The sequence below is a fragment of the Microbulbifer sp. ABF4_107 genome, from assembly GCF_056312215.1.
On record NZ_CM149983.1, the window covers coordinates 1676715 to 1703062 of the forward strand.

At 58.2% G+C, this 26348-nt stretch carries 22 protein-coding genes; 10 read left to right on the top strand and 12 right to left on the bottom strand.

Annotated elements, in window-relative coordinates; all coding sequences use genetic code 11:
• Positions 1 to 987: 987 nt before the first annotated feature.
• The 4 genes from ACYX4K_RS06890 to ACYX4K_RS06905 all read right to left on the bottom strand — a co-directional run bounded on the left by ACYX4K_RS06890 (position 988) and on the right by ACYX4K_RS06905 (position 7579).
• Entirely contained in the window at positions 988 to 1302 is a 315-nt protein-coding gene (locus ACYX4K_RS06890; protein ID WP_475092863.1) for a hypothetical protein, read from the bottom strand.
• A 319-nt stretch (positions 1303 to 1621) separates the two neighbouring features.
• Positions 1622 to 4765 (bottom strand): efflux RND transporter permease subunit, encoded by a 3144-nt coding sequence (locus tag ACYX4K_RS06895; RefSeq protein ID WP_476178794.1) that lies wholly within the window; start codon positions 4763 to 4765, stop codon positions 1622 to 1624.
• A 17-nt stretch (positions 4766 to 4782) separates the two neighbouring features.
• Entirely contained in the window at positions 4783 to 6045 is a 1263-nt protein-coding gene (locus ACYX4K_RS06900; protein ID WP_475092861.1) for an efflux RND transporter periplasmic adaptor subunit, read from the bottom strand.
• Between the two features lie 46 nt (positions 6046 to 6091).
• Positions 6092 to 7579 carry an efflux transporter outer membrane subunit gene (locus ACYX4K_RS06905; protein ID WP_475092860.1) on the bottom strand — a complete coding sequence of 496 codons (1488 nt, stop codon included), beginning with the start codon at positions 7577 to 7579 and terminating at the stop codon, positions 6092 to 6094.
• 301 nt (positions 7580 to 7880) lie between these two features.
• Between ACYX4K_RS06905 and ACYX4K_RS06910 the strand changes: the two genes are divergently transcribed.
• The 4 genes from ACYX4K_RS06910 (at position 7881) to ACYX4K_RS06925 (ending at position 12777) form a co-directional block, all read left to right on the top strand.
• Complete coding sequence (locus tag ACYX4K_RS06910) at positions 7881 to 9068, top strand: acyl-CoA dehydrogenase (protein WP_475092859.1); 1188 nt, start codon at positions 7881 to 7883, stop codon at positions 9066 to 9068.
• Between the two features lie 181 nt (positions 9069 to 9249).
• Positions 9250 to 9867, top strand: coding sequence for a trimeric intracellular cation channel family protein (locus ACYX4K_RS06915; RefSeq protein ID WP_475092858.1), 618 nt, complete (start codon positions 9250 to 9252; stop codon positions 9865 to 9867).
• A gap of 40 nt (positions 9868 to 9907) precedes the next feature.
• Complete coding sequence (locus tag ACYX4K_RS06920; RefSeq protein WP_475092857.1) at positions 9908 to 11785, top strand: alpha/beta fold hydrolase; 1878 nt, start codon at positions 9908 to 9910, stop codon at positions 11783 to 11785.
• 122 nt (positions 11786 to 11907) lie between these two features.
• Entirely contained in the window at positions 11908 to 12777 is an 870-nt protein-coding gene (locus tag ACYX4K_RS06925; protein WP_475092856.1) for a sulfurtransferase, read from the top strand.
• Between the two features lie 30 nt (positions 12778 to 12807).
• Here ACYX4K_RS06925 and msrA read toward each other — a convergent pair whose 3' ends face one another.
• Both msrA and ACYX4K_RS06935 read right to left on the bottom strand, forming a co-directional pair.
• On the bottom strand, positions 12808 to 13437 hold the full coding sequence (msrA, locus tag ACYX4K_RS06930; RefSeq protein ID WP_476178795.1) for a peptide-methionine (S)-S-oxide reductase MsrA: 630 nt from the start codon (positions 13435 to 13437) through the stop codon (positions 12808 to 12810).
• Positions 13438 to 13469: 32 nt separating this feature from the next.
• Positions 13470 to 13946 carry a class I SAM-dependent methyltransferase gene (locus ACYX4K_RS06935; protein WP_476178796.1) on the bottom strand — a complete coding sequence of 159 codons (477 nt, stop codon included), beginning with the start codon at positions 13944 to 13946 and terminating at the stop codon, positions 13470 to 13472.
• A 381-nt stretch (positions 13947 to 14327) separates the two neighbouring features.
• Between ACYX4K_RS06935 and ACYX4K_RS06940 the strand changes: the two genes are divergently transcribed.
• Together ACYX4K_RS06940 and ACYX4K_RS06945 are read left to right on the top strand one after the other, a co-directional pair.
• Entirely contained in the window at positions 14328 to 15584 is a 1257-nt protein-coding gene (locus ACYX4K_RS06940; protein ID WP_475118913.1) for a porin, read from the top strand.
• Between the two features lie 55 nt (positions 15585 to 15639).
• Positions 15640 to 16179, top strand: coding sequence for a J domain-containing protein (locus ACYX4K_RS06945; RefSeq protein WP_475093943.1), 540 nt, complete (start codon positions 15640 to 15642; stop codon positions 16177 to 16179).
• A gap of 9 nt (positions 16180 to 16188) precedes the next feature.
• On the opposite strand, the gene ACYX4K_RS06950 is transcribed toward ACYX4K_RS06945, so the two are convergent.
• A complete protein-coding gene (locus tag ACYX4K_RS06950) occupies positions 16189 to 16977 on the bottom strand; it encodes a methyltransferase (RefSeq protein WP_475092852.1) in 789 nt (262 codons plus the stop codon).
• Between the two features lie 6 nt (positions 16978 to 16983).
• Positions 16984 to 17700 (bottom strand): DUF599 domain-containing protein, encoded by a 717-nt coding sequence (locus ACYX4K_RS06955; RefSeq protein ID WP_475092851.1) that lies wholly within the window; start codon positions 17698 to 17700, stop codon positions 16984 to 16986.
• 215 nt (positions 17701 to 17915) lie between these two features.
• On the opposite strand from ACYX4K_RS06955, the gene ACYX4K_RS06960 reads away from it, so the two are divergent.
• The 4 genes from ACYX4K_RS06960 (at position 17916) to ACYX4K_RS06975 (ending at position 24476) form a co-directional block, all read left to right on the top strand.
• Entirely contained in the window at positions 17916 to 20828 is a 2913-nt protein-coding gene (locus ACYX4K_RS06960) for an insulinase family protein (RefSeq protein ID WP_475092850.1), read from the top strand.
• 8 nt (positions 20829 to 20836) lie between these two features.
• The gene (gene cmoA, locus ACYX4K_RS06965) at positions 20837 to 21589 is read left to right on the top strand and encodes a carboxy-S-adenosyl-L-methionine synthase CmoA (protein WP_475092849.1); all 753 of its coding nucleotides are present in this window, start codon (positions 20837 to 20839) and stop codon (positions 21587 to 21589) included.
• A gap of 229 nt (positions 21590 to 21818) precedes the next feature.
• Positions 21819 to 22796 (top strand): tRNA 5-methoxyuridine(34)/uridine 5-oxyacetic acid(34) synthase CmoB, encoded by a 978-nt coding sequence (cmoB, locus tag ACYX4K_RS06970; RefSeq protein ID WP_475092848.1) that lies wholly within the window; start codon positions 21819 to 21821, stop codon positions 22794 to 22796.
• Positions 22797 to 23090: 294 nt separating this feature from the next.
• On the top strand, positions 23091 to 24476 hold the full coding sequence (locus tag ACYX4K_RS06975; RefSeq protein WP_475092847.1) for an L-serine ammonia-lyase: 1386 nt from the start codon (positions 23091 to 23093) through the stop codon (positions 24474 to 24476).
• On the opposite strand, the gene ACYX4K_RS06980 is transcribed toward ACYX4K_RS06975, so the two are convergent.
• The 4 genes from ACYX4K_RS06980 to ACYX4K_RS06995 all read right to left on the bottom strand — a co-directional run bounded on the left by ACYX4K_RS06980 (position 24473) and on the right by ACYX4K_RS06995 (position 26254).
• Positions 24473 to 24715, bottom strand: a complete 243-nt coding sequence (locus ACYX4K_RS06980; RefSeq protein ID WP_476178797.1) for a class I SAM-dependent methyltransferase — start codon at positions 24713 to 24715, stop codon at positions 24473 to 24475. The genes ACYX4K_RS06975 and ACYX4K_RS06980 overlap by 4 nt on opposite strands.
• A 10-nt stretch (positions 24716 to 24725) precedes the next feature.
• Positions 24726 to 25271 (bottom strand): class I SAM-dependent methyltransferase, encoded by a 546-nt coding sequence (locus ACYX4K_RS06985; protein WP_476178798.1) that lies wholly within the window; start codon positions 25269 to 25271, stop codon positions 24726 to 24728.
• Between the two features lie 45 nt (positions 25272 to 25316).
• On the bottom strand, positions 25317 to 25685 hold the full coding sequence (locus ACYX4K_RS06990; RefSeq protein ID WP_475092845.1) for a SpoIIAA family protein: 369 nt from the start codon (positions 25683 to 25685) through the stop codon (positions 25317 to 25319).
• 98 nt (positions 25686 to 25783) lie between these two features.
• Positions 25784 to 26254: a hypothetical protein gene (locus tag ACYX4K_RS06995; RefSeq protein ID WP_475092844.1), complete on the bottom strand. Its 471-nt coding sequence runs from the start codon at positions 26252 to 26254 to the stop codon at positions 25784 to 25786.
• Between the last annotated feature and the right edge of the window lie 94 nt (positions 26255 to 26348).

A 26348-nucleotide genomic window follows, 5' to 3' on the forward strand; every position in this document is an offset into this window, starting at 1 on the left:
AGCAACGCACAGTTGACTGGACGTGATCAGGCAAAAAAGAGTCGGGACCACATCTGACTGTTATTTTCCGGGCTCATCGTCTGTTCCACCTGCACGAAAGATGGTTCCAACCGTTATCGTTTTCCCTTCAGCTTTCGCTCTCAAAAACCTCTTCTGGAGTTTTGTGGGCTTATCTGCATCGATGGTCGAAAACGCTGGGATATTCGCAGTAGGCTCCCAAATCATTTTTGGGTCAGCTGTGTCCACAAGTTCCGAGCGCAACCGTTCGATTCGCCAATCAGTCTCCGGCAATGGGCAAAGTTCGCGATACAATTTGGGGGAAACTTCGTAACTTCCGCAATTTTGGCATACAACCGTCATTCGACCACCGCTCCACTCCGGAGGCCGAGTAACGGCATTACCTTTGCAAACTGGGCAGCATTCCATATTTACTGGCCTCTGAGAAATAGCGTCCGCACTTGCAGCTGGTTTGGAGCGCAACCGAAAACCACAGTGCTGGCTAATGCTCAGCCGCTATTTTTAGCTACCGGTGGTGGCTGCCAACCAAATGTACCCGAGATAGAGGGCGATACACAGGTAACACAACGATAATACACTATTGATGACCCACAAGGTTTTCCCAAAAGGGCCGATGAAATAACTACGCTTACGAACTTCTGGCCATAGCAATGCTATTGAAGATGGCACAACTAAAAGAGCGGAAAGTACTACAGCGGGACCAACAAGGAACATTAGCCCAAACCCTGCTCCGCCAGCGGCAGAAATCGAGCTACCTATTTCTATTGGGGATAACAGGAGATATCCAAGAACAACTGCAGTAATCGCAATCAACACCCCAATTACTTGTATTGTTCTCATGCTATACCTCGGAGCAAATAACGCCCAGCGCAGGCGCAGCCAACGCGGAGCACCTTTTGTGTTAATTTACGAGCGACAGCGAGTAACACAAAAGGTGCGTAGCGTTGGCTGTCGCTCTGCCGCTGATTGTTATGTTTTGCGGCCTATTTTCTTTAGTACGTAGCTGATACCCAATGCAGCCAAAAGGAATACGATAAGTAGCTCATGGTTTCCCGTATTATCTGCCCATTTCATTGCTTCTTTCTTACTTCCCAAAATGCTAACGAACAAGAATGGAAATCCGATTATGCTTAAAATCATACCAATTGCCACGGCTACCTGGCTTTCAGCACCCTCTCTATAAAATATGGCGGCGATAATGACCAAGAAAAATGCGCCGATAATAAACAACAGAACTCTTGAGGATAATTCATCAAACTCTTCTCTTTTTCTTCTACTGCTCACGTTTACTCCTGAAACTTAACAGATTAATCGCGGGCATCGCGGTCAATATTTCGCCACCACTATTTAGCGCCCTATTTCCCCCAGCCTGTCAGAAACCCCAAAAAAGTCAACGACTTAGCCTTACACGCATCCGACATCACATTCTGGAAACTAATCCCCCTACCCACTATCCGCCAAAACGGAAATAGCCGTAAGCCATTAATTTAAATAGATCTTCCCGGCCAAACTGCGCGCACACAGAAATAGTGATAAGCATGACCGATATGCAGCCTCACTATGGGTCACGCCTACGTCTCAGCGCCAGCTCGCATATCGGCAATCAGGCTTCCGCGCTTTTGCTAACACGGCGTTTCAGCATCCCAAAGAATTCAGGAAGATCCCTCGAAAACATCAAAAACAAACACGGCACCAGCAGCAGAGAAATCGTGGTCGCGGCAAGAATTCCGTAGCCGAGGGAAATCGCCATCGGAATCATAAATTTCGCCTGTACCGAGGTTTCAAAGATCATCGGCATCAAACCACAAAAGGTGGTTACCGTGGTGAGGATGATGGGGCGGAAACGGCGGGCGGCGGCGGCCTTGATGGCGTCGGTGATTGGCATGCCCTCTGCGCGCAGGCGGTTGCCGTATTCGATCATCACCAGAGTGTCATTGATCACCACGCCGGCGAGGGCCACCATGCCCAACAGGCTGACCATGCTGAGGCCGTACCCCATAACCAGATGCCCGAGAATTGCGCCGATGACACCGAACGGGATGGCAACCATCACCGTAAGCGGCTGGATATAACTCTTTAGCGGAATCGCCAACAAGAAGTACAACACAGCCAGCGTCAGCGAGAAGGTCATGCCCAGGGATGAGAGCCCCTCCCGCTCTTCCGCCTGCCGCCCTTCATAAGAAATGCTCAGGCCGGGAAACTGAGCGCGCAATTGCGGCATGGTCGTCTCGTTCAGCTCGTTTATGACCAGCGCCGCCTGATCCGCCGGTTCCACGTTGGCCGTGACGGTCATTACCCGCCGGCCTTCCCTGCGATTGATACTGGCGTAGGCACGCCCCTGATCAATGACCACCAGATCGGGCAAAGGTAACCACAGACCGTTGCCGGCCTGGATCATGATGTTGTTGACATCGTCCAGGGTTACCCGCTCTTCTTCCGGCAGGCGCACCATGACTTTTACCTGGTCCCTGCCCCGCTGCTGACGCATTGCCTCAGCGCCGTACAGCGATGCGCGCAATTGCCGGCCGATATCCTCTGCCGTAAGCCCAAGACTTTTTGCGGTATCGGTAAGGGTCAGGTCCAGTTGTCGTTTACCCTGGGAAACACCGGCATCGATATCACCCACCGAAGGGAATGCCTGCAGCGCCTGTGACAGCTGGGTAGCGGCCTGCTCCAGCATATCCGTGTCCGCATGGCGCAACTCCACCGTGAGTGCAGGCCCGGCCCCCGGCCCACCCCGGTCACTGGCAAAACTGGAACTAAGTGCTCCCGGCACCGGCCCCACCTCGCGCCGCCAGCGCCGCACAAAATCACCGGTGGTCACTTCCCGCTGATCGCCCGGTGTGAGGTAAACGTCAACCTGTACGGAATCGTTACGAATCAGGCCGCGCATTCCGATAAATATCCCTTCACGACCGGTCTCTTCGAGAATGCGATCGGCGGCCCCCATAATCTGGGTACGCGCGCGCTCAAGCTGCGCTTCGGAGGTGCCCGGCGGAAAGGTAACCTGTACGCGCCCGGAGTCCCGCTCTACTCGCGGCATCAGGGTAAAACCCATACGCCCGCTGGCCGCGTAGCCGGTCATCACAATCAGAATGGCAAGGGAAATGGAAATGATGATGTAACGGTGGCGCACGCAGGCATCGAGTACCGGCTTGAAGCGGTGCTCCACAAACCGGTCCAGTCCCCGCGCGATCAGTTTCTGGCGCGCGGCGAGACGACGTGCCGAGCGACTTTTATAACCCCGCTTGGAATGGGCAAGGTGTGCGGGCAGGATAAACAGTGCTTCCACCCAGGAAATAACAAATACCGCACCCACCACGAACGGAATGACGCCGAAGATTTTACCCATAAATCCGGGCAACTCGGTCAGCGGAATAAACGCAACGATATTGGTGAGGATGGCAAAGGTGAGCGGCACCGCTACCTGGCGGGCACCTGCTATCGCCGCGTCAAAATTACTGTAGCCCCGCTGGCGCCATTCATAGATATTTTCCCCCGCGATGATCGCATCATCCACCACAATCCCAAGGGCAATGATGAACGCAAACATGCTGACCATATTGATGGATATATCCATCGCCGGCAGGAACAACAGCGCACCCAGAAAACTGATGGGAATACCGAGGGTCACCCAGAATGCAAGGCGCAATTCCAGGAATGCACCGAGCACCACAAACACCAGTAACAGACCAATAAACCCGTTTTTCAGCAGTAGCGAAAGGCGCTCCTTGAAAATTTCCGAGTCGTCATCGCGCACCGTCACCTGCATACCCGGTGGCAGGGTTTCCTGCAACTCCTGCAACACTTCGTGGGTAGCATCGCTGACACTCATTGGTGTCTGATCACCGATACGGAACACGTCGATACCGGCCGCCGGCTCACCGTTGAAAACCATATTGCGCGGCTCATCCACCAGCGCATCCCGAATCGTCGCCACGTCTTTCAGGCGCACGGTACCGCCACCCGCACTCTGAGCGATGGCAATATCGCCAAACTGTCGCGCCCAGTCTTTGCGCTCGGTCACCCGGACAAGAATTTCTCCGGCTTCCGATTTCACACCTCCGGCGGGAACGTCGACCGCGGCATTGCGCACCAGCTGCGCGATGGCCGCAAGCGTGAGGTTATAGCGGCGCAGGTCATCCCGCCGCACCTCGATCGCCACTTCGAAATCCTTGACGCCATAGGCTTCCAGCTGGGTGATGTCCGGATGCGCCTCCAGCTTGTCGTACACCTGCATCACAACCGCCCGCAGGGTGCGGTCGTCCACCTGCCCGTGTACTACCAGATCCAGTACGTCCCGCTTGCGCTCCGCCAGGCTCACCTGGGGGCGTTCAATATCCGAAGGAAATGTGGAAACCCGGTCGATGGCCGCCTGCACATCCTGGAACACCTTGTTGGCATTGGCGTCTTCGTCCAGCTCCAGGGTCAGGCTGGCATTGCCCTCGCCGGCACTTCCGCGCAGCTCCTTGATCCCCTCAAGGCCGGTCACCGCCTGCTCTGCGGGCACCAACACTCCGCGCTCGACCTCTTCCGGACTGGCTCCGGGGTAAGCGATATTGACGCTCACCATATCCAGGCTGAATTCCGGGAATACCTCCTTCTTGATGGTGAGGGAAAAAATCAGGCCGCCGATAAGGAACACCAGCATCAACAGGTTGGCGGTGACATGGTTGTGGGTCATCCACGCGATGGCGCCGCGGCTGGTATCGATAGCCGGGCGAGGTCCGCGATGGGCTCTGTCCATTGGGTCGTTCGGGTTGCTCATCCACGTTCACCATCGGTGCCCTGCTGGCGCGCTTTGCGGGAGTTCTCCGGGAGTTCTGGCGGCCCCTCCGCACGGCTTCGCCGCGGATTGCCATCGGTAGATTCATTACCGGTTTCTTTACCTGTACCGGCTGTACGCACAGGCATACCCTCGGTGACACTGGCCAGGCGTGTGGTGACGAGCAGCTCCCCACCGCGCAACCCGCTTTCGAGAATGGCGAACTCATCGTCGTAGTGGGACAACTGCACCGATTGAATATGAATCTTGCCATCGCGCACCACCCATACCCGATTGCCGTCCTGCAGTGCGGTCAGCGGAATGCGTACTTGTTGGCCGGCGGCCTGACCGGTGATTTGCACCCGCGCCAGATCATTGAGTAACAGTTGCGGTGAGCCGGGCTTTTTCAGGCCGAGGGGATCGTCCAGCTCTACCAGCACTCGCGCGAGGCGGCCCTGCTCTTCCAGCACCGGTATGACGCGCACAAACCGGCCGCCCCGGTATGTACCTTCGGGCCACTGGCTACCGCGAATCTGCACGGTGGCTTTGGGGGTATTCAACTGTGGAAGCTGCCGAGCCGGCACCTCAACCTCAATTTGAAAGCGGTCCGCCCCGGCCAGCGAATAGAGCACGGTTCCCGGCGCCACCCGATCCCCCACGTCCACAGTGCGCGAGACCAGCAGTGCGTTGAACGGGGCACGGATTTCGGTGAGGCGGAGATCCCGCTGCGCCAGTTTTACCTGTGCCTGTGCCGCATCCATACGCGCCTGGGCGGCTGCCAGCTGCGGCTCGCGCAACACCAGGGACTGGTCCGCATCCGGCAGCGAGCGCCCCAACAATTCAAATTCTTCCTGGGCAACCAGGCGCTGGCCCTGCTCCTGCTGCAATTCCGCGCGGCGCTCGGCCAGCGTGCTGCGTGCGGCCTGCAGGGCGAGTTCGTAGGGTTCGCGCTCAATGCGCATCAGTGGCTGCCCTTTCGCCAGGGTTGATCCCGGACCCAGGTCGTAATCCAGCCAGTCAACGCGACCATCCACCTGCGGCTGAAGCTCCACCCGTTCGCGGGCGACCACTTTGCCGAGTGCTTTGATGGTTACCGGAAACTGACCGTACTCGGCGGTGGCCACTTCCACGGTCAATGGTGGCGCTTTGCGTTCGCCGCGCTGCATGGTGGGTTTTTCTCGCAGCAGCCAACTGGAGACGACGGACGCCAGCACGATCAGCAGGATCGGAATGGCGATATTCCAGTTGAGTTTATTCAGCATGACAGCTCCTGAAATACAGTTTCTAATTGTCCGTCTGCTCTCGGACTTATTGTGATTCCTGACGGTATACGTCCAGCTCGACCGGTACGGGTTGCGGCAGATCCTGCGCGGGCAGGCCACCGGACAGTGCGCGATACAGGGCCACCCGGTTTTCCAATAGCTCCCGCCGCGCGGTCAATAGCTGGCGTTCGAGAGATTGCTGGTTGTTGGTGGCGGAAAGTACATTCAGGAAATCCAGCGTGCCCTGTCCATAGGCGCGGCGTTGGCGCAGGGTAATCTGATCGGCGAGCTCGGAACGGGTCTGCAGAAACTGCAAACGCTGGCGAATGGCCTGCTCGTTGATCAGTGCCTGCTCCACTTCGCTCAGGGCCTGTAACACGGTATCCCGTAACAGCGCCCACCGCTCCTGCTCCACGGCCTCCTGCTGGCGCTGCTGCGCCCTGAGGTTGCCGCCATCAAATATCACACCGTCCAGAGATGCGCTCAGATTCAGCAGCCAGTCTTCGGTAATGTCCACCAGGGCCAGACCGCCGCCATTCAACAGCATGCTCAGGGAAAGCGTCGGTAGCCGTTCGGCCCACGCTTGATCCGCAAGATAGTGCCCCTGTAAAACCGTACGCTGAGCGCTCTGTACATCGGGGCGTCGCAGCAGCAGGTTTGATGGAATCCCGATATCCGGCAGGGCCGGTAATTGCGGTAGCTGGGAATCGGCAAAGGCCGATGGCGGCAGAGATTCGACGCTGGTTCCGAGCAGAGCGGCCAGCTGGGTGAGCAATATGCGGGTATTCGCGCGGCTCTGCTCGAGCTCCTGCAACGACTGCTGCACCAGCTGGCGCTGCTGCAGGACGTCGGCGGCGGCGGTCACCCCGCTGCCAAAGCGCAGCTCCAGGGCGCGCAGTGACTGCCGGTTGGTGTCCAGCTGCGCCTGAAGAAGACGTGCCTGCCCGCGCTGCTCCTGTAACTGCAGCCAGACACCCGCCACTTCCGCAACCAGCGTCAGTGCGGCGATATTGAAATTCTGCTCCTGAGCCAGGTACCCGGCCTCAGCGGCGCGGGCACCACTGCGCACCCTGCCCCACAAATCTATTTCATAGCTGGCGGCAAGGTTTCCACTCCAGCTGTTGCCCTCGTTTTCGGCGCCGGAAAAATCGAATTCATTGCTGGAGGCGCGGCGTTGCTCGGTGTTCTCCAGAGACCCGGTCAATCGGGGCCAGAACCCACTGCGTGCCTGCGCGGCGGCGGCATCGGCCTGCTGCAGCCGCCAGTAGGTCGCCTGCAGGTCCGGGTTGGCCGCCAGCGCTTCCTGGACCAGAGCATTCAGTGCCGCGTCATCGAAGGCCTGCCACCAACGCGCACTGGTCGCCACCTGTCCGGAGGCACTGAAGCGCTCTGGCAGCTCAAACACCTGTCCGGGCAGCTCCGCCGGCAACGGCTGGGGGCTACTGCACCCGGCGGCAGCCACAGCACCGACAAGACCGCACAACGTGAAGAATTTCCGCGAAAACCCCATAAAACTGATTCGATCTAAAAGCATTTCTTTTCATTATCAAAACTTATGAGCTGCGGGCCAAGGCGTTTTACGTTTGTTTACGGTAACGGCAGGTCATCCGGTTGAAAGATGGCGAACCGCAAAATGTGATCACAAACGTGACTCCAACATGGCTGTTCGCTATGATGCCCATACAGTCAATCCACCGGCTCTGTGCCATTGCACCCTGAGACCGGTTTTTCGTGGATGCGCTTATGAATCGCCAGGCATTTGCCTACTATGACGAGAGCGCAAGAACACTATTTCTAAAAACCCTGTTTCTAGAGACTCTGTACGGATCCATACCATGAGCAAAAATCAGCCGCTGGCCCACTGGGACGACATACTGCTACTGGACCGCCAATTAAGTGATGAAGAGCGCATGATTCGCGACACGGCACGTGAATACTGTCAGTCAAAATTGATGCCGCGGGTGCTGGAAGCCAACCGCCACGAGATCTTCCACCGTGAAATCATGGAGGAGATGGGAGAGCTGGGCCTGCTGGGCTCCACCATTGAAGGCTACGGTTGCGCCGGCCTGAATTACGTTTCTTACGGCCTGGTCGCCCGGGAAGTGGAGCGTGTGGACTCCGGCTACCGCTCGGCCATGAGTGTGCAATCCAGCCTGGTTATGCACCCGATCTACGCCTACGGCAGCGAGGCGCAGAAAGAAAAGTATCTGCCGAAGCTCGCCACCGGTGAATGGGTGGGCTGTTTCGGCCTGACCGAGCCGGATGCCGGCTCCGACCCGGGCGGTATGAAGACCCGCGCGAAGAAGGTTGACGGCGGCTACCGCCTCTCCGGCGCCAAAATGTGGATTACCAACAGCCCCATCGCAGATGTGTTTGTGGTCTGGGCGAAAGACGATGAGGGCGATATCCGCGGCTTTGTGCTGGAAAAAGGCATGGAAGGCCTGAGCGCACCCAAGATTGAAGGCAAATTCTCACTGCGCGCATCCATTACCGGTGAGATTGTGATGGACAATGTTTTCGTGCCGGAAGACAACCGGTTCCCGGATATCAAAGGCCTCAGCGGCCCCTTCGGCTGCCTCAACCGCGCCCGCTACGGCATCTCCTGGGGCGCCATGGGAGCCGCAGAATTTTGCTGGCACGCGGCGCGCCAGTACGGCCTGGACCGCAAACAGTTCAACAAACCGCTGGCGCAAACCCAACTGTTCCAGAAGAAGCTCGCAGACATGCAGACCGAAATCACCCTCGGCCTGCAGGGCTCTCTGCGGGTTGGCCGCTTGATGGACGAGCAGAAGAAGCACTTCGACCCGGCGATGATTTCTCTGGTGAAACGGAATAACTGCGGCAAAGCACTGGAGATTGCGCGTATTGCCCGCGACATGCATGGCGGTAACGGCATTGCCGACGAGTTCCACGTAATTCGCCACGCCATGAACCTGGAAGCGGTCAACACCTATGAAGGTACCCACGATGTCCACGCACTGATTCTCGGGCGTGCACAGACCGGGTTACAGGCGTTTTTCTGACAGCACTGTACCGAATCCTCTTAGCCCTCCATAATCCCACGCCAGAGGGCGCGGGCTCACCTTAGAACCCGGTAGCACTCCCGCTACCGGGCTCCGCCTCCTTCTCCTCCAGATTCACTGCCGGCAACACTCTGCCTGGATCACCGAACTGGAACTCTGGAACTGTTGCGAGCCGGACTCAATGGAACAACTTCTCTACTGGTGCGACCTGATCGGTATCGTGGTCTTCGCGTTTACCGGTGTACTGGCGGCGGGCCACAAGCAGATGGATCTGTTTGGTGCCGTGGTGCTGGCCTGCGTCACTGCGACCGGCGGCGGTACCACTCGGGATATGATTCTGAATGTCCCGGTATTCTGGCTGACCGATAGCTACTATCTATGGATCGCGGTCGTTACCGGCGTAATCAGTTTTTACGTCATCCGCTATCTTCGTGTGCCCATGCGCCTGCTGATGATCGCCGATGCGGCGGGGTTGGCGGTATTCGTGGTGATTGGCACCCAGAAGGTACTGGACCTCGGGTACTCTCCGGCTATCGCGATTGTGATGGGAGTGATGACAGGCACCTTCGGGGGGCTGATCCGCGATCTGTTGTGCGGGGATATTCCCCTGCTTCTGCGTCGTGAAATTTATGCCACCGCCGCCTTGAGTGGCGCTGCGGCTCTGGTAATACTGGACGACATCCCATTGTTACCCGGCGAAGCGGTGGTGGCCATCGCGGTTCTGGTTACCCTGTCGATTCGCCTGGCGGCGCTGCGCTGGAACCTTTCCGCTCCCATCGCTCGCTTCCGGCCGGAATAATCGACCATTGGCTGGCTCTTTTTACATTCAGAACTTCCCTATGCCATTACGCTCTTTGTATTTGTTCCTCCCCCCTTCCCCGCAAAAAATCCGGATGGTCGGCGCGCTGTGTATCGCGCTGCTTTTGGCCGCCTGCGCGCCCGAGGAACAAAGCGCTGCGCCGTCCCCCAGCCGCCTGATTCCCAAGCCCTGCTGGTTTGATGCGGAGGCCAGCTGGCCCACGACCCAGTGCTACATGATGGAAGTTCCGGAGGATCACGGGAAGCCTGCAGGCCGCAAGATACAGTTTCCAGTGGTGCGCTTCTTCGCCGAGATCAGCGACCCCGATAAGGAGCCTCTCCTCCACCTGGGCGCCGGCGGGCCCGGCGCAAGCATGGGGCTGGAACCGGAAAATGCCAGCGACTGGCTGTGGGTGAATTACTCGGCCATGAGTGTGGAAGATGGCCGCGACCTGATTGTGATGGACCCGCGCGGCACCGGAATGGCGACCCCCAAGCTCGCGTGCACGGAATTTATCAAGGATGCGGATCTGGCGTTCACCCGCAATCTGAGTACCGACGAAGAAGGCCGGGTTTTCACCTACAGTATGGAGCGCTGCTACAGCCGCCTCAGCCAAACAGCGGACCTGGCGCAATACAACAGTGCGGTCGTCGCCAGGGATGTCGAGGAACTGCGCAAGGCCCTCGGTGTACCCAAACTCAACCTTTACGGGGTTTCCTATTCAACGCGCTATGCCCTGACCGTTGCCCGTGATTTTCCCGAGTCGGTGCGCGCGATGGTGCTGAACAGCGCGGTATTCCCAAACATCATTTATACCCAGAAACTGCCCGAGGATGTGGTGGCGGCCTACCGCCGGGGTGTGGAGCGCTGCCGCAATGACAGCGAGTGCAACAAACGCTACCCCGACCTCGAACAGCGGCTGGAAGCCCGTGTTCAGGCTCTGGATGAATCGCCCATTACCGTGAGCACCGGGAACATTCACCCCGGAGGGCAATACGACTTTGTCCTGACAGGCCAGCGATTGTTGCGGGTGCTGTTTCAGGCTCTGTACAACGAAAATTTCTACAGGGATTTCCCGGCCATCATTGAAGAACTGGAGTCGGACCAGGCCGAATTACTAAAACCGGCAATCGCAAGTTTTATGGGCCTGGTACTGGATCCGAACTTTGGTGACGCCGCCGGTATTAGCCACTTCTGTTTTGAAGAAGCGCCTTTCGTCGACTTTCAGAAAGCCCGGGACCTGGCCTCCACCAGCGGCATTCTTGGTGGTTCGGTGCGCGCCGACATCGACATGATGCAGATGCAATGTCGCATCTGGGCCATTCCGTCGGCCCCCATGGTCGAGTCCAGGGCGGTGCAGACCCCCATCCCCGCGCTGGTAATGCACGGGGCTCTGGACCCGGTGTTATCGGCGGACGACGCCAACAAGGCGCGCAAAAAGCTCCCGAATCACCAGTGGGTGCTCTTCCCTAACCTCGCCCACGATGTCATTTCCGCGAGTGACTGCGCCGAACAGGCCGCGGCAGAATTTCTCGATAACCCCGAGCAATCGGTTGCAGAAAGTGTCGATCAATGCCGCAAGGCGGAGCTTGCGCGGCAGGCGGAACTGGAGCAAAAAATCGCCGAACTGAAAATTCAGCAGGCACAGGAAGACGCCGCCTCCGCACGCCCCACCTCGGAAGAGAGTTCGGAAGAGAGTCCGGAGGAGCAACAGGGCTCAAGTCTGACGGAAGAAACTGGCCAGACCAGCGCAGAAAAGCCTTCCGAAAGCTCAGGCGAAATTACCGTGCCGCCCTCCTCCACCTCCGCCACTGAACTGAAGTCAGAAGCGTCAACCGGCGGAGAAGACAGCACCCGCGACGAGGCACAGCGGCACCGCCAGACACCCGGCGGCAACCGCTACTCCGAGCTGTATTGAGCTTGGCAAGCGTTATCGCAAGCAGTGCGGTCAGGCCACTTCGAGAAGGGTATCAAGAGGCTGGACAAATTCGTTGTAGAGGCTTAATTTGGTGTCCATAACGACGATAAAAAGCAGTAGCTATGAACTATCAGGGTGTGATTGAAGTCTCCGAGCTGGCAGCACTGCTGGCGCATAAAGAGGGACACCACAACACGGATGGCCAGGTGGTCATTCTTGATTGCCGATACGACCTGGCAAATTCCGAGGCCGGTGCCAACGCCTTCCTCACCGAACATATACCCGGTGCCCAATACGCCAGTTTACACCGGGACCTATCCGCTCCCTGCGATCGCTACGGCGGTCGGCACCCCTTCCCTTCGCAACAACAATTTACCGATTTCGCGCGCGCCAAAGGCATTACCGCCGATACCCAGGTCATTGTGTATGACGCGCAGCGCTTCGCGTTTGCCGCCCGCGCCTGGTGGCTGCTACGGCATTTTGGGCACGATAAGGTCGCCATTCTGAACGGCGGCTTTGATGCCTGGAAACGTGAAGACCTGGACATCGAAAGCGGAGAAGCGCACACGCCGCTCGCCGGTGATTTCACCGCGAAAGCCACTGCGAACGAACTGCTCTTTTACGAAGACATTTACCCCCACCTGGGTAACCCGCCCTGGCGACTGGTAGATGCACGCGAAAACAAGCGCTTCCTGGGAAATGAAGAGCCCATTGATCCTATCGCCGGACATATCCCCGGCGCGATCAACAAACCCTGGCAGGCCATTACCGATGAAGATGGAATGGTGCTTTCAGCGGCGTCACTGCGGGAACACTGGCAGAGCATCCCGGCAGACGACAATATCGTGTGTTACTGCGGCTCCGGCGTTACCGCCTGCGTAAACCTGTTTTCACTGTACCTGATTGGTCGACCCGCACAGCTGTACCCGGGAAGCTGGAGCGACTGGTGTGCGCACATCCTCTATCCGCGCAACACCGCCGCCTCCGCCTGATCGCCAGACTGGTGGGAGCCTGCTGCCTACTCAACGCAGCAGGCAGGCACCGGTTCCGGCTAACCCGCAGTAACCACCGGGGTTTTTCGCCAGGTATTGCTGGTGATCCTCTTCCGCATAATAGAAGGTGGGCGCGGGCAGAATCTCGGTTGTGATTTCTCCGTACCCTTTTTCCTGCAGAGCCTGCTGAAAGGCAGCTTCCGAAGAGCTGGCCTGTTTCGCCTGCTCCGGTCCGTAGGTGTAAATCACCGAGCGGTACTGGGTGCCGAGGTCATTGCCCTGGCGCATACCCTGGGTCGGGTCGTGCTCCTCCCAGAAGCGGCGCAGCAACGCACCGTAACTAACCACCTCCGGATCAAAAACCACCAGCACCACTTCTGTGTGGCCGGTACCACCGCTACAGACTTCCTGGTAATTGGGGTTGGGGGTACTCCCACCGGCATATCCCACGGCGGTCACCCAGACGCCGTTTATCTCCCAGAACAGGCGCTCGGCACCCCAGAAACAGCCCATGCCAAACACGGCTTGCTCCAGGCCTTCAGGAAAAGGCGCGACCATTGAGCGACCCGATATAAAATGCTTGCCACCGATCGGCATCGGTTCGGCGCGCCCGGGTAGTGCTTCGCCTGGCGTCGGGATACGAGACTTGTCAAACTGCATGGAATACCTCGAATTGCCGTAAATGACGGTGTCTATTCATTGCCCGCGAGCATTATGCAGCCCGAGGCCTTCATGGGGCGGAGAGTCTGCCACTCGATATACTGGGCGTCGAGTTTTTCTGCGGCCCGTTCCGCCAACTGCCGAAACGGTGACCGGCCCGGATCCACCAGCATCACCCGCCCTACCCCTGCACGCAGCGCACGCCGGGTCAAATTGTAAAGTGGTGCTTCCAGCTGATCCCAGAAACAGATATCAGTGCCAATAACCGCGTCAAACTCTCGCAGCGCCGCTTCGGTGACCTTTTCGTACCGGCAACGCCAGGTTTCAATCTCCACCCCGTTCAACGCCGCATGGTACTCCGCGAAGGGAAACACACTCGGGTCCGCGTCCAGGGAAGTCACTCGGGCGTCAAACTCTTTGGCACAGAAAATCCCGCCGAGCCCCCAGCCACACCCCAGATCCAGCACTCTCGCGCCCTTCTTCAGCGGATGCTTCCTGAGGTGATCCATGGTGAGGCAGGAACTTCTCCAGAATTTGTTTCCGTGCAGACTGGCGTCGCCCGCTTCCCGCCGTAACTTTCGCATATCCGGATGCGCATTTTTTCGCACCACCAGTCCAAACATCTGACGACTTAGCGATTGGCTTTCACTCAATTTTTCTTCCCCCACCTACTGCGATCGAATAAATCCATTCTGCGATTGAATGACTTGATTGCGGCGAATCCCACAAAAATAAAGTAGACACTGCCATTTCTGCGAAGTCGGATCATTATGCCAAATTGATGTGGCGATCTGGTCTATTTTTGCTTTGGGAAAAATACCGAATTGTGTCGATTGCCCGACTCCATAAATTCGATTGCACAGAACGACACGACAAAAGAGTACATTATCATGCCAAGCATCCGCCGCACATTACTGGCCGCCTCGGCGATTACTGCCGCATCTAACGTGACCGCGGTACCGATTTACCAGTCAAACCAGGTAACCCTCTATATGGAGGGCTACCTCACCGCGCATATGGTGAACAGCTTTGGCGACACCTCCATGCAGAATGGCGCTTCGCGAATTCGCATCGGTCTGAACGTTCCCGCATACGACCGCTGGGATACCGGCTTCAACGTTGAATGGGGCGTGAATGCAATTAATTCCGTGCAGGATGTTGTGATTCAGGGTGACCAACAGGCAGCCCTGGGGGAAACCGATCTCTCTCTGTACCTCAGGCAGGGGCACGGCTTTGCCAAGCATCCCAAGTGGGGTGACTTTTCCGCCGGTAAACAATGGGGGGTTTACTACGAAGTCACTTATATCACCGACTGGTACAACGTGTCCGGTGGTCTCGCCAGCGGCACCTACGCGCTGGGTACCGACGGCGGTGTAACGGGATCGGGCCGCGCTGACAGCGCCCTCGCCTGGCGCAAGTCCTGGGAAACGGAAGCGGGCGAATTCAAGATCGGGGTTCAGTACGCGGCACATGTGGCGGACCTGGAGATCAACGTGGATCTGGGACCGGACATTGAACTGGAGTGCCCCGTCGGAGATTGCGAGTACGGCATCAGCCACGGCATTGCCGCGGTTTACCGCGCAGATATCGGTGACGGATTCTTTATCGGGGCCGCCTACAATCGGGTGAAGCTGGATATCCAGACGGACAACGGCCTCGTGTTCGATACCTCAAGTGGCGAGCGGGTGCTGATCGACAGCAACTACCCGATCAGCTCGAGCAGTAACGACTGGACGACCGCTCTCGGCATGTACTACGGAAAAGAGGCGTTTGCCAAAGGGTTTTACGGCGCCGTGGTATTCCAGCGTTCACAGAACAACGAACTTGCCCCAGCGGGCTCCGTAATGGGCATCACCAACTTCTTTGATGCCAAGGGGTCTGAGTCCTTCCTCAGCTACACTTGGGGGGCGGATAACTGCTATTCCGTTTACGGTGGCCACAACTATCTGGTCTCCGATGACCCGGAATTTGACGCCGCACTGATAGACGCCGATCGCTACAAACTGGCTCAGTACTATCTCGGATTCCAGTACCGCTGGAATGAGCGGGTGCGCCTGTACTGGGAAAATGCCTACGACGACAGCAACGCCGTCGCCCGCCAGCAGTACGACAGCTTTATGGCCGTCGGCTTTCGCATCGACATCTGATACGCTTGCGGCCTAACGTCTCGTTCCTTGCCTGGAGTAGTAAACCTTGGGCCGCATGATCCTGCTTCTTGCCGTCGGCATTTTTGCCTGGCTGGCAATCCAGAAATTCAAATACAGCCCACCCGAGCAGCGACGCAAGCTCATCATTCAATATGTGCTGGTTGCTCTGGCGCTGGCAGCCGTCTTGCTTGCGGTCACCGGTCGCCTGCACTGGGTAGGCGCGGCGGTGGCCGTGGTGCTCCCCATCATCAATCGACTGTGGCGCACCTTTGGCCGCCACCTGCCCTGGGTTGCACCGCTCATTGCCAAGCATGCCCAGGCTCGCGCCCAGAAGCAGCAGGAAAAAGCGCGCAAAGAGCAAACTCAGGAAAATGCAGAAGGTGGCAAGCACACCAAACCGGACCCGGAACCCCAGCTGACCGTAGCGGAAGCCCGGCGCATCCTGAGTGTTTCAGCCAATGCCAGCCGGGACGAGATCATCGGCGCACACCGCAAATTGATTCAAAAATTCCACCCCGATCGCGGCGGCAACGACTATCTCGCGTCCCGCATCAACGCCGCCAAGGCGCTATTGCTAAAACAGTTGGGCGATTAAGAAACCTTACTAGATTTTTCGGCACAGCAGATGGACATAGCGCGCCAACTGGCGGTATGGATCGATACGGGAATAGCGCAATTCCTTCTCCACAATGGCCTCCGCGGGCAATTTGTCGCGCATCTCCGGCGTCATGAAATCGTGAAAGCAGCGAATACCGCTGTGCGCCACCACAGACAGGCCCGCCAGCTCCACCCAGCCCATAACCTCCTCCGGAAGCAATGGATTCTGCGGCGTCAGGCTACCGGGGTGCCCACCCCAGTTATCGCTTTCGATATGCCGATCCAATTGCCGCAGGCTACCCCGCTGTAACAGACGAAACTCCAGGGCCCGGCGGTTATAAAAGGTCAGCGACAGGTAGCCGCCGGCATTGAGGCTGTCCGCAAGATGCACCACGGCCTGCTGTGGCTCAACCAGCCACTCGAGCACCGCATGGCAAAGCAGAAGATCTGCTGACGGGATTTCCTGCGCTGCCCGGAGTGCCTGCAGAGGAATCTCGGCGAGGGTAACCCGGCTCTGGAGACCGCGCGCCGCAACCTGTTCGGTTGCCAAATCCAGCATGGCTCGAGAAATATCGGTGATCCAGACCTGGTGCCCCGCCTGCGCGAGGTCCAACGCAAATTGCCCCTGACCACCGCCCGCATCAAGCACCACCAGTGCCGCATCCTGCTCGACGCTCAAGCTCACATAAGGCGCAAGGTCCCGCTGTAACACCGCAAGACGGATTTCGCCCTTTAGCCCACCGTAAATACGCTTGCGAAAGCGCTCCGCCAGGTCGTCAAAATTTCGATCGTTCACGGCAGCTTACTTGTCCCGCGCCTGATCCAGCGAGCGCCCCTCTGCGGCGAGGATCACCTGCAGGGTGCGCGAGCGGAACTCGCGCATATACAGCACCCACACGACAGCGAGGAACCCCAGCACAAACAGCAGCGGATGCACGAACCAGCCCATCACGGCCATGGAAAAGTAAAAACAGCGCAGGCCGTAGTTGTAGCTGTGCCCGGCCTGATCGATCACCTTGGCCGCGCTGATCGCATAGCGGCGGCGCTCCTCACGGGTCACATCCTGCTCCTCTACCGCTGGCGCGGCACCGAGGAGTACATTGGCGAAGGAATACTGACGCAGAGACCAGGTAAAATTGAAAAACGCGAAAATATAGATAAGGATCAGCACCAACACCTTCAGCTCAAATTGCTCGACGGTGGTGGTCTGGGCGAATGGCAGGCTGCTCAATACCTCAACGGCCGCGCTATTGGCGGACAGCGCGGTTACCAGACCCGCCAGAATCAGAATACTGGTAGACGCAAAAAAGCCGATAACCCGCTCAAGATTACTGAGGATGGCGGCGTCGGGCATGCGCATATCCCGCTCCAGCATGCGCAGCATCCACTCCACTCGATACCACTGCATGGACGACGCCAGGCACCAGGCCGTCTTGGCCTTGCGACGTGCGAACACCGTATAGCCAGCCCAGGTAATACAAAACCCTGCAAGGCTCGCAATATCCATCCAATTCAACACAAGATCTCCCATCGACTACATTTATTGCGTCAATTACATATAAATAACGTGCGGCCCGAAGTGTCGCACCGGTGGCACTGGTGTCAACACTAGATCGTTACACACTCTGGCCTGTCAACCCTGTCATTTCGCCGCCGCTCGGCGCTAAAATGACCGCCGATTTGGCCCTGTTGTAGATCCTGGGGCCACCGCCCATTACCCATTGGAGCTGTCTTTTGAGCAACGTACACCCCGCATTCGAACCAATTACCAGTGCCGAGATCGAGTCTCTTGGCGTTCGCGTGGAAGAGTACCGCCACCGCCGCACCGGCGCCCAGCACCTGCATATTGCCGCGGACAACCCGGAGAACGTTTTCCTGGTGGCCCTGCGCACCGTACCCCACGACTCCACTGGCGTAGCCCATATTCTGGAGCATACCGCTCTGTGTGGCAGCGACAAATATCCGGTGCGCGACCCCTTTTTCATGATGATACGGCGCTCACTGAACACCTTTATGAACGCCTTCACCAGTTCCGACTGGACCGCCTACCCGTTCGCCAGCCAGAACCGCAAGGATTTTGACAATCTGCTGGATGTGTACCTGGATGCGGTCTTTTTCGCCAAGCTGGACCCGCTGGACTTTGCCCAGGAAGGGCACCGCCTGGAGTTCGCCGAAACGGATAATGCAGACAGCGACCTGGTATTCAAGGGCGTGGTGTTCAATGAAATGAAGGGCGCCATGAGCTCTGTCACCTCGCAATTGTGGCAGAAACTCAGCAAGTACCTGTTCCCCACCACCACCTACCACTACAACTCCGGTGGCGAGCCCGCGGATATTCCGGACCTCAGCTACGAGCAACTGGTGGACTTCTACCGCACCCACTACCACCCGAGTAACGCCATCTTCATGACGTTCGGTGACATTGAAGCGGCGGAACACCAGGCAATCTTTGAAGAGAAAGCCCTGCACAAATTCGATCAACTCGACGAAGTCATCAGTGTCGGGCGGGAAAAACTGTATGTGGCGCCAGTGCGCGTGGAGGAGAAATACCCCCTGCCCGCCGACGAAGGCCAGGAAGAGAAAACCCACCACGTCCTCGGCTGGCTGCTGGGCGATGTAACCGACCTGGAACAGGCTCTGACAGCCCACCTGCTGTCCGGTGTGTTACTGGACAACAGCGCCTCCCCCTTGATGAAACTTCTGGAAACGACCGAGCTGGGTCAGTCCCCCTCTCCGCTGTGCGGCCTCGATGACAGCCAGCGCGAGCTGGTGTTTGTGTGTGGCATTGAAGGCAGTGAGCGCGAGCGCGCGGACGAGTTTGAGCAGCAGGTACTGAAGGTACTGGAGCATGTTGCGGAAAATGGGGTGCCCTATGAACAGGTTTCCGCCGCGCTGCACCAGCTTGAACTGCAACAGCGGGAAATCGGCGGCGATGGCTATCCCTATGGCCTGCAGCTGATCCTGACCGCACTTTCCGGTGCCACACACCGGGGCGATGCGGTTGGCCTGCTGAATATCGACGCCACTCTGGAAAAACTGCGCGAGCAGATCAAAGATCCAAAGTTTATCGCCGATGCCGCGCGCGAATTGCTGCTGGAAAACCAGCACCGGGTGCGCCTGGTCCTGGCTCCGGATCCGGATATGGCAGCGCGCGCCGACCAGGCGGAAAAGAACCGCCTGGCCGACATCAAGGCCAAACTCAGCGATGGCGAGAAACAACAGATCATCCAGACTGCCCAGGCCCTGGCGGAGCGCCAGCAACGCAAGGACGATGAATCCATTCTGCCCAAGGTGGGTGTAGAAGACATTCCCGCAGAGTTACCGCGGGTGGACGGCGAAACGGTCGAGGTGAATGGCAACAAGGTCAGCCGCTATAGTGCCGGCACCAACGGGCTGGTTTACCAACAGCTGGTGGCCTCATTACCGGACTTTACCGACCAGGAGCGCCTCCTGCTGCCCTATTACTGCCAGACCCTGAGCGAAGTCGGCCTGGGGGAGAAAGATTATTTGCAGGTCCAGCAATGGCAGGCGGCAGTCGCCGGGTCCCTGCACGGCTTCACCAGCCAACGCACCGGACTCGAAGATCTGCACAGCCAGACAGGCCATTTCATCCTGTCCGGCAAAGCACTTGCCGCCAATCAACAGGGCCTGACCGAATTGATGCAGGCAACCATGGAGCAGGTGCGCTTTGACGAACTGCCGCGCATTAAAGAACTGCTTTTGCAAACCCTGGCCCGCCGCGAACAGTCTGTAGTCGGCAACGGCCACGCCCTTGCCATGGCCGCCGCCAGTGCCGGGTTTAACCGCGCCGCCGCCGATAGCCACGAGTTTGGCGGTCTCCAGGGACTGCGCCAGCTGAAAGCGCTGATCAAAAGTCTCGACAGTAACGCTGGCCTCGAAAACGTCGCCGGGACCTTTAACGCGATTCACCAGAAAATTCTCGGTGCGGAACGTCAGTTCCTGCTGATCGGTGAGGAAGAGAAGCTAGCGGATTTCACTGGCGCGCTCACCCCGCTGGCGAACGGCAACGGTACCCACTACGGCGCCGAGAAAGACGATTTCACACCGCGCCCGGTACAGGAAATGTGGGTGGCCAACAGCCAGGTAAACTTCTGTGCCAAAGCCTACCCTACCGTGCCCATGTCACACCCGGACGCCGCGGCACTTGCCGTGCTCGGGGGCTTCCTGCGCAACGGCTACCTGCACCGCACCATTCGCGAACAGGGCGGCGCATACGGCGGTGGGGCGAGTCACGACGCGACGATTGGCGCATTCCGTTTCTATTCCTATCGCGACCCGCGCATGGCAGAGACGCTGAAAGATTTCGATGCGTCCGTGGAGTGGCTGCTGAACGAAACGCACGACGACCTGCAAGTGGAAGAGTCCATCCTGGGCGTGGTGGGTGGCATGGACAAACCCGGCTCTCCAGCTGGCGAAGCCAAAAAGGCCTTCCACTCGAACCTGTATGGTCGCACCCACGCAGTACGCCAGGCGTTCCGCCGCCGAATTACTGAAGTGACCCTGGACGATCTGCAGCGGGTTGGTCGAACTTACCTGCAGGCAGACAAAGCCAGCACCGCGGTGGTAACCGGCAACCAGGGCCGCGACGCGGGCCTGGCACTGGACCTGCACGAAGAAAAGCTGTGAGTCGCCCAGTGAGCAAGCCTGACAGTAAAAAGGACAATATCTTTGCCAGCCCGCTGGGCCAGGTGGCAGGGTTTACGTTTGACCGGTCGGTGGTGGATGTATTCCCGGATATGATCCAGCGCTCGGTACCGGGCTATACCACCATCGTGGCCATGATCGGTACCCTCGCGGAGCGCTACGCCCAGGCCGGCAGCCGCTGCTACGATCTGGGCAGCTCGCTGTGTGCGGCTACCCTGGCCATGCGTCACCGAATCCCGGCGGCAGACTGTGAGATCGTCGCGGTGGACAACTCCGCCGCAATGGTCGAACGGGCGCGCACGGTACTGGCGGCTGACAGCGGCCAGCTTCCCGTGCAACTGGTGTGCGACGACCTGCAGAACGTAACTATCGAAAATGCCTCCGTGGTGGTTCTCAACTTTACCCTGCAATTTATCGCCACCGATGAACGTGAAACCATCCTGCAAAAGATCTACGACGGACTGCGCCCCGGCGGAGTCCTGATTCTGTCAGAGAAGGTGGCGTTTTCCGATACCGATCACCACGAGTTGATGATCGATCTGCACCACTCTTTCAAGGCGGCCAACGGCTACAGTGCGCTGGAAATTGCCCAGAAGCGCAGTGCACTGGAAAACGTTCTGATCCCCGAAACCCTGTACGACCATCGCACCCGCCTGAAAAATGTAGGTTTCGATAGCGTCGACGTGTGGTTCCAGTGCTTTAATTTCGCTTCCATGATTGCCATCAAACGGCGCGATACCTGATGCGTTCCGGTATTGCCGTGTTTATAACTGCCCTCTCCTAGTGGTCCATGCGGAAAGTTCGGTAACTAAGGAGCACAGCCAAAATGTTCAGATCAAGGCGAGAAAGCGCAGGAATAGTGGTTCTATTTCAAGCTTTCTCAACGCAGAGCTGGACACTTTGGCGAAGCGAACAGTTACACAACTTTCCGCATGGACCACTAGTGATGGCCCGTTCCACTCAAAGCTGACCATGATTGACTACACCCAGTTATACGCCGGCATTCAGCACACGCCGGAATTACGCCCCTGGCTCACCAGCCTGCCCCAACAGATAGCCGACGGACTCAGCCCATCACGCTGGGGCGACCTGCCAGATTGGCAGCAGGTGCTAGAGTCGCTGCCTGATATCTCCGCCTCCTCACAGGAAACCGCCTCCGAAGTCCGGATCGGCTGCGCCGCAGACGCCACCCCGCAACAACTTTCCGAGCTGGAAACACAACTGCGGAAACTGCACCCCTGGCGCAAGGGCCCCTGGACGCTGTTCGATATTTTTATCGACACCGAATGGCGATCGGACTGGAAATGGGATCGGGTTGCACCGCACCTGCACGACCTCACCAACCACCTGGTGCTCGATGTAGGCTGCGGCAGTGGCTACCACTGCTGGCGGCAGTATGGCGCAGGCGCGCGCCGAGTTATCGGGATCGATCCTTCTGCCAAATTTGTCGCTCAATTTTACGCCCTAAAAAAATACCTGGGCCTCGATAAACCGGTGGATGTGCTGCCCCTGGGAATCGAGGCACTACCGCCGGGCCTGCAGGCCTTCGATACCACCCTTTCCATGGGCGTGCTCTATCACCGCCGCTCGCCACTGGATCACCTGCGCGAGCTGAGAGAAACCTTGCGCCCGGGCGGCCAGTTGCTACTGGAGACCCTGACAATCGACGGTAGCCTGGGCGAATGCCTGGTACCCGAGGGTCGCTACGCCAAGATGCGCAATGTGTGGTTCTTCCCGAGCACCGCGACCCTGGAAAGCTGGCTGCGCAAGACCGGGTTTGTGGACGTGAAAACCGTCGACCTGGACCGCACGACCCTGGAAGAACAGCGTCGTACTGACTGGATGCAGTTTGAATCCCTGGAGGATTTCCTGGATCCAGACGATCCCAGCAAGACCGTTGAGGGGCATCCGGCGCCACTGCGCGCCACGCTCACGGCCACAGCCCCCTGAGCAACAAATCTGCGCCTCCTCCGACATGACCGCACATCCCCAAAACGTCTCACTTCTCACAGCATTCTGTACCGCCGGCCGCGACAAACCAGCCATTTGTCGCACTGGCGCCCGCCCGCGCCAAATAAAATATTGATTTCTTCCGCCAGTATTGCGACGCCGTTTCGCTTCAGCGAACGTGTGCGCCTGTAAAGATCAGGGCACCTTTGCGCGGTCGCAAAAGCCCAATAACTACACTAATAATCAACGCTTGCGGAGTTCACCGCGAGATATGGCGAGAGATACACCGAACACATGAGCATCAGTGTTTTCGAACTATTCAAAATCGGCATTGGCCCGTCCAGTTCTCACACCGTCGGCCCCATGGTGGCGGCACGTCAATTTGTATGTGACCTCGACGCTCGCGGCGACCTGGTCAAGACGGAGCGCGTCGAAGTCCACCTGTATGGCTCGCTGGCATTGACCGGTGTCGGACACGGCACCGATATGGCAGTGCTGATGGGCCTCGAGGGCGAAGCGCCGGATACCATCGACGTGGATGCTATCGACGGCCGCCTTGCGGGTATCGACACCCACCAGCAATTGATCCTGAACGGCCAGCGCGCCATTCACTTCGAGCGAAAGCGCGACCTTGTGTTTCACAAGGAGGAGTTCCTGCCACAACACTCCAACGGCATGACCTGCAAGGCGTTTGCCGGCGACGAATGCCTGTTCGAGCGCAGCTACTTTTCCATCGGCGGCGGCTTTGTTCTCTCCGAAGAAGATTTCAGCAACAAGGAACAGATTGCCACCCTGCTCCCGTACGATTTCAGTTCCGCCGAGGAGCTGATGTCCCTGTGCGACCGGCACGGCTGGACCATTGCTGAACTCGCGATGGAGAACGAAAAGGCATTCCGCTCCGAACAGGAGATCAAAGATGCGCTCTGGAATATCTGGGAGGTCATGGATGCCTCCATTCAGCGTGGCTGTCGTCAGAGTGGCACCCTGCCTGGCGGGCTGGGCGTACGCCGCCGCGCGGAAGAGCATTTCCGCGAGCTATCCAAACAATCCAGGGAGGAACGCTGCCAGGGCCTTTCGATTCTCGACTGGGTAAGCCTGTTCGCACTGGCGGTCAACGAGGAAAATGCCGCGCGCGGGCGAATTGTCACGGCGCCGACAAATGGCGCGGCCGGCGTGATTCCCGCCACCATTGCGTATTACGTGGAGTTTGTGCACGACGATGCGCAGCACGGGGACCTGAAAGATCAGGTGGTGGAATTTATGCTCACCGCCGGCGCTATCGGGATGCTGTTTAAAAAGAATGCGTCGATCTCCGCAGCCGAAGTTGGCTGCCAGGGAGAGATCGGGGTGGCCTGCTCAATGGCTTCCGCCGGGCTGGCCGCGGTTCAGGGCGGTTCCAACCATCAGATTGAGAATGCCGCAGAGATCGGGATGGAGCACAACCTTGGGCTGACCTGTGATCCGATCGGCGGCCTGGTCCAGGTACCCTGTATTGAGCGCAACACCATGGGTGCCGTGAAAGCAATCAATGCTGCGCGTCTTGCGCTGCGCGGTACAGGGGCGCATATCGTACCCCTGGATAGCGTGATCGAAACCATGCGCCAGACCGGGATCGATATGCAGAGCAAGTACAAAGAGACATCACTCGGCGGCCTGGCGGTCAACGCGGTTAACTGCTAGCCCGGTACGCCATGCTTGGTATACACGTCAAAGCGTCCCGACTTGCCTTCAAAGCGGAGGTTCGGCTTCCTGTCGTTTAGATCAGGGGCGAGCCGCGGTCGCTTTACCACCGTGCGGTAATAGCAGGTCTCCAGCGCGGGTGACATCAGGGCATCCGCATCTTCGTCGCTACCGACGATCTCGTGGAACGCGACCATCTCTTTTTTGACCTTGGCACTCTTGTCGCGACTGGGGAACATTGGGTCCAGATCAGATGACCGGGATTGTTTCGCTCCCCTGGTCTGCCAGCCAGGCCGCGGCACTGGAGACTCTCGGCTCCAGGATCAGGCGGCTGGCAATGGGAGCGAGTTCCAGATCATGCTGGGCAGCCTCGCGCAGGCGCGAAATACCGTCCTCCAGCAGAGCGTAAACCACCGGATTACGTTCCAGCATACGCACTTCACTGCCAAGGGAAGCGAGGACAAATGCGTCGCGGCCCAGGCCGGCGGTGGCATCGAGAATCTGGGGATAGAAACCGCTGCGGATTCCGACGGCTTTGGCGATCTGCTGCCCCTTACCCCCGCCGTACTTGCGGCGATGTGCCGCGGCGCCCGTGACGAAATCAACGGTGACAGGACCCGGAGCTTTGCGGCCAGTGGCACAGAGCTGCAGTGACTCGCCCCGACGCAGTACGAAGGGAAACTCTTCGATGAATTTTTCCTGCTCGACACCGAGATACGGAAGTTCAAGCGATTCGGCGAGGGTTTGCGCGTACGCTGCGGTGGTTTCATCTGCGGCGGTAACTGCCAGCTGCATGGTTTGGGCACATCCGAATAATTCGAGGGGTATTGCGTGAGCAATTTACCCGGGATGCGCGAGCCATGCCAGTGCGGGTTCCTCCCCGGTGCCAGGGAATGGCCGCACTTCTGCCGCAACGAAATGATTTAAAAGCTGCGGCATAAAGGCCAGCAGCACATTGTCTGAGAGTACCGCGATACGGTGCAGGTGGCGGTGCTGATTGCGGGTGAATACGCAGTGGGACACCAGGGTGGCAAAATTTTGCCAGCCATGGAAATGACGCGCGTCGATCAGCAGGCCCCGCAAGCTGCCGTGCTCGCAGATCACCGGGTCCACCTGTGCGGCCAGCGCACGAAATTCCGCGGGTTTAAGCTCCGCTACCGGCCGGATTTCCAGAATATCGTGGTCGTGATGCCAACAGTGCTCGATCATCGTCTGTCATAACTTCGTAACTACTTTTAAAGCGTAGAAAAGAAAAAGGCCGCGAACCAGTCGCGACCTTTTCTTTAGACTGACAGCGAGAAAGTATTTTACTGCTGAGGCTCGTCTTCGCTCTTGGCCTTGTCTTTCAGATCGTCCCAGGCCTCTTTGGCTTTGTCCTTGGCATCTTCAGCGGCATCTTTGGTCGCCTCGCCAGCGTCTTTCAGCGCGGCCCCGGCATCGTCCGCAGCATCTTTCATGACATCGCCCGCGTCATCGGCCGCATCCTTCACCGCATCACCAGCATCACGCGCCGCGTCTTCGGTGTCATCCATCAGGCTACTGCCGGAAGACTGCGGGTCGGTGGTGGTTGGCGCCACATCATCACTTTCCTGCGGCATGGTGGGATCACTGGAAGAATCGGGCATGGTGGAATCACTACCCGGCGCAGGCTGGGTGTCTTCTATGGCCGGCTTTTCCATTTTGTCGTAGGCGTCGCCCACGGAGTCGTCCGATTTTTTGGACATGAAGTAGCCGATAATCAGCAAAAGAATAATCAGTGGCAATAGTAGTTTTTTCATAGTCCCGTTGACCCCTGGTCGGTTGGAATGAGAGCAAAACGATCGGGCAGATCCTGGGACCTGGCGGCGAGCACAGGTGATGTACCTGCCCCGT

What these genes read in the sequence shown, in the direction of transcription:
- ACYX4K_RS06895 (WP_476178794.1), bottom strand. Translation starts at nt 4,765, where the DNA reads ATGGACAGAGCCCATCGCGGACCTCGCCCGGCTATCGATACCAGCCGC.
- ACYX4K_RS06900 (WP_475092861.1), bottom strand. Translation starts at nt 6,045, where the DNA reads ATGCTGAATAAACTCAACTGGAATATCGCCATTCCGATCCTGCTGATC.
- ACYX4K_RS06905 (WP_475092860.1), bottom strand. Translation starts at nt 7,579, where the DNA reads ATGCTTTTAGATCGAATCAGTTTTATGGGGTTTTCGCGGAAATTCTTC.
- ACYX4K_RS06910 (WP_475092859.1), top strand. Translation starts at nt 7,881, where the DNA reads ATGAGCAAAAATCAGCCGCTGGCCCACTGGGACGACATACTGCTACTG.
- ACYX4K_RS06915 (WP_475092858.1), top strand. Translation starts at nt 9,250, where the DNA reads ATGGAACAACTTCTCTACTGGTGCGACCTGATCGGTATCGTGGTCTTC.
- ACYX4K_RS06920 (WP_475092857.1), top strand. Translation starts at nt 9,908, where the DNA reads ATGCCATTACGCTCTTTGTATTTGTTCCTCCCCCCTTCCCCGCAAAAA.
- ACYX4K_RS06925 (WP_475092856.1), top strand. Translation starts at nt 11,908, where the DNA reads ATGAACTATCAGGGTGTGATTGAAGTCTCCGAGCTGGCAGCACTGCTG.
- msrA (WP_476178795.1), bottom strand. Translation starts at nt 13,437, where the DNA reads ATGCAGTTTGACAAGTCTCGTATCCCGACGCCAGGCGAAGCACTACCC.
- ACYX4K_RS06935 (WP_476178796.1), bottom strand. Translation starts at nt 13,946, where the DNA reads ATGGATCACCTCAGGAAGCATCCGCTGAAGAAGGGCGCGAGAGTGCTG.
- ACYX4K_RS06940 (WP_475118913.1), top strand. Translation starts at nt 14,328, where the DNA reads ATGCCAAGCATCCGCCGCACATTACTGGCCGCCTCGGCGATTACTGCC.
- ACYX4K_RS06945 (WP_475093943.1), top strand. Translation starts at nt 15,640, where the DNA reads ATGATCCTGCTTCTTGCCGTCGGCATTTTTGCCTGGCTGGCAATCCAG.
- cmoB (WP_475092848.1), top strand. Translation starts at nt 21,819, where the DNA reads ATGATTGACTACACCCAGTTATACGCCGGCATTCAGCACACGCCGGAA.
- ACYX4K_RS06975 (WP_475092847.1), top strand. Translation starts at nt 23,091, where the DNA reads ATGAGCATCAGTGTTTTCGAACTATTCAAAATCGGCATTGGCCCGTCC.
- ACYX4K_RS06980 (WP_476178797.1), bottom strand. Translation starts at nt 24,715, where the DNA reads ATGTTCCCCAGTCGCGACAAGAGTGCCAAGGTCAAAAAAGAGATGGTC.
- ACYX4K_RS06985 (WP_476178798.1), bottom strand. Translation starts at nt 25,271, where the DNA reads ATGCAGCTGGCAGTTACCGCCGCAGATGAAACCACCGCAGCGTACGCG.
- ACYX4K_RS06990 (WP_475092845.1), bottom strand. Translation starts at nt 25,685, where the DNA reads ATGATCGAGCACTGTTGGCATCACGACCACGATATTCTGGAAATCCGG.
- ACYX4K_RS06995 (WP_475092844.1), bottom strand. Translation starts at nt 26,254, where the DNA reads ATGAAAAAACTACTATTGCCACTGATTATTCTTTTGCTGATTATCGGC.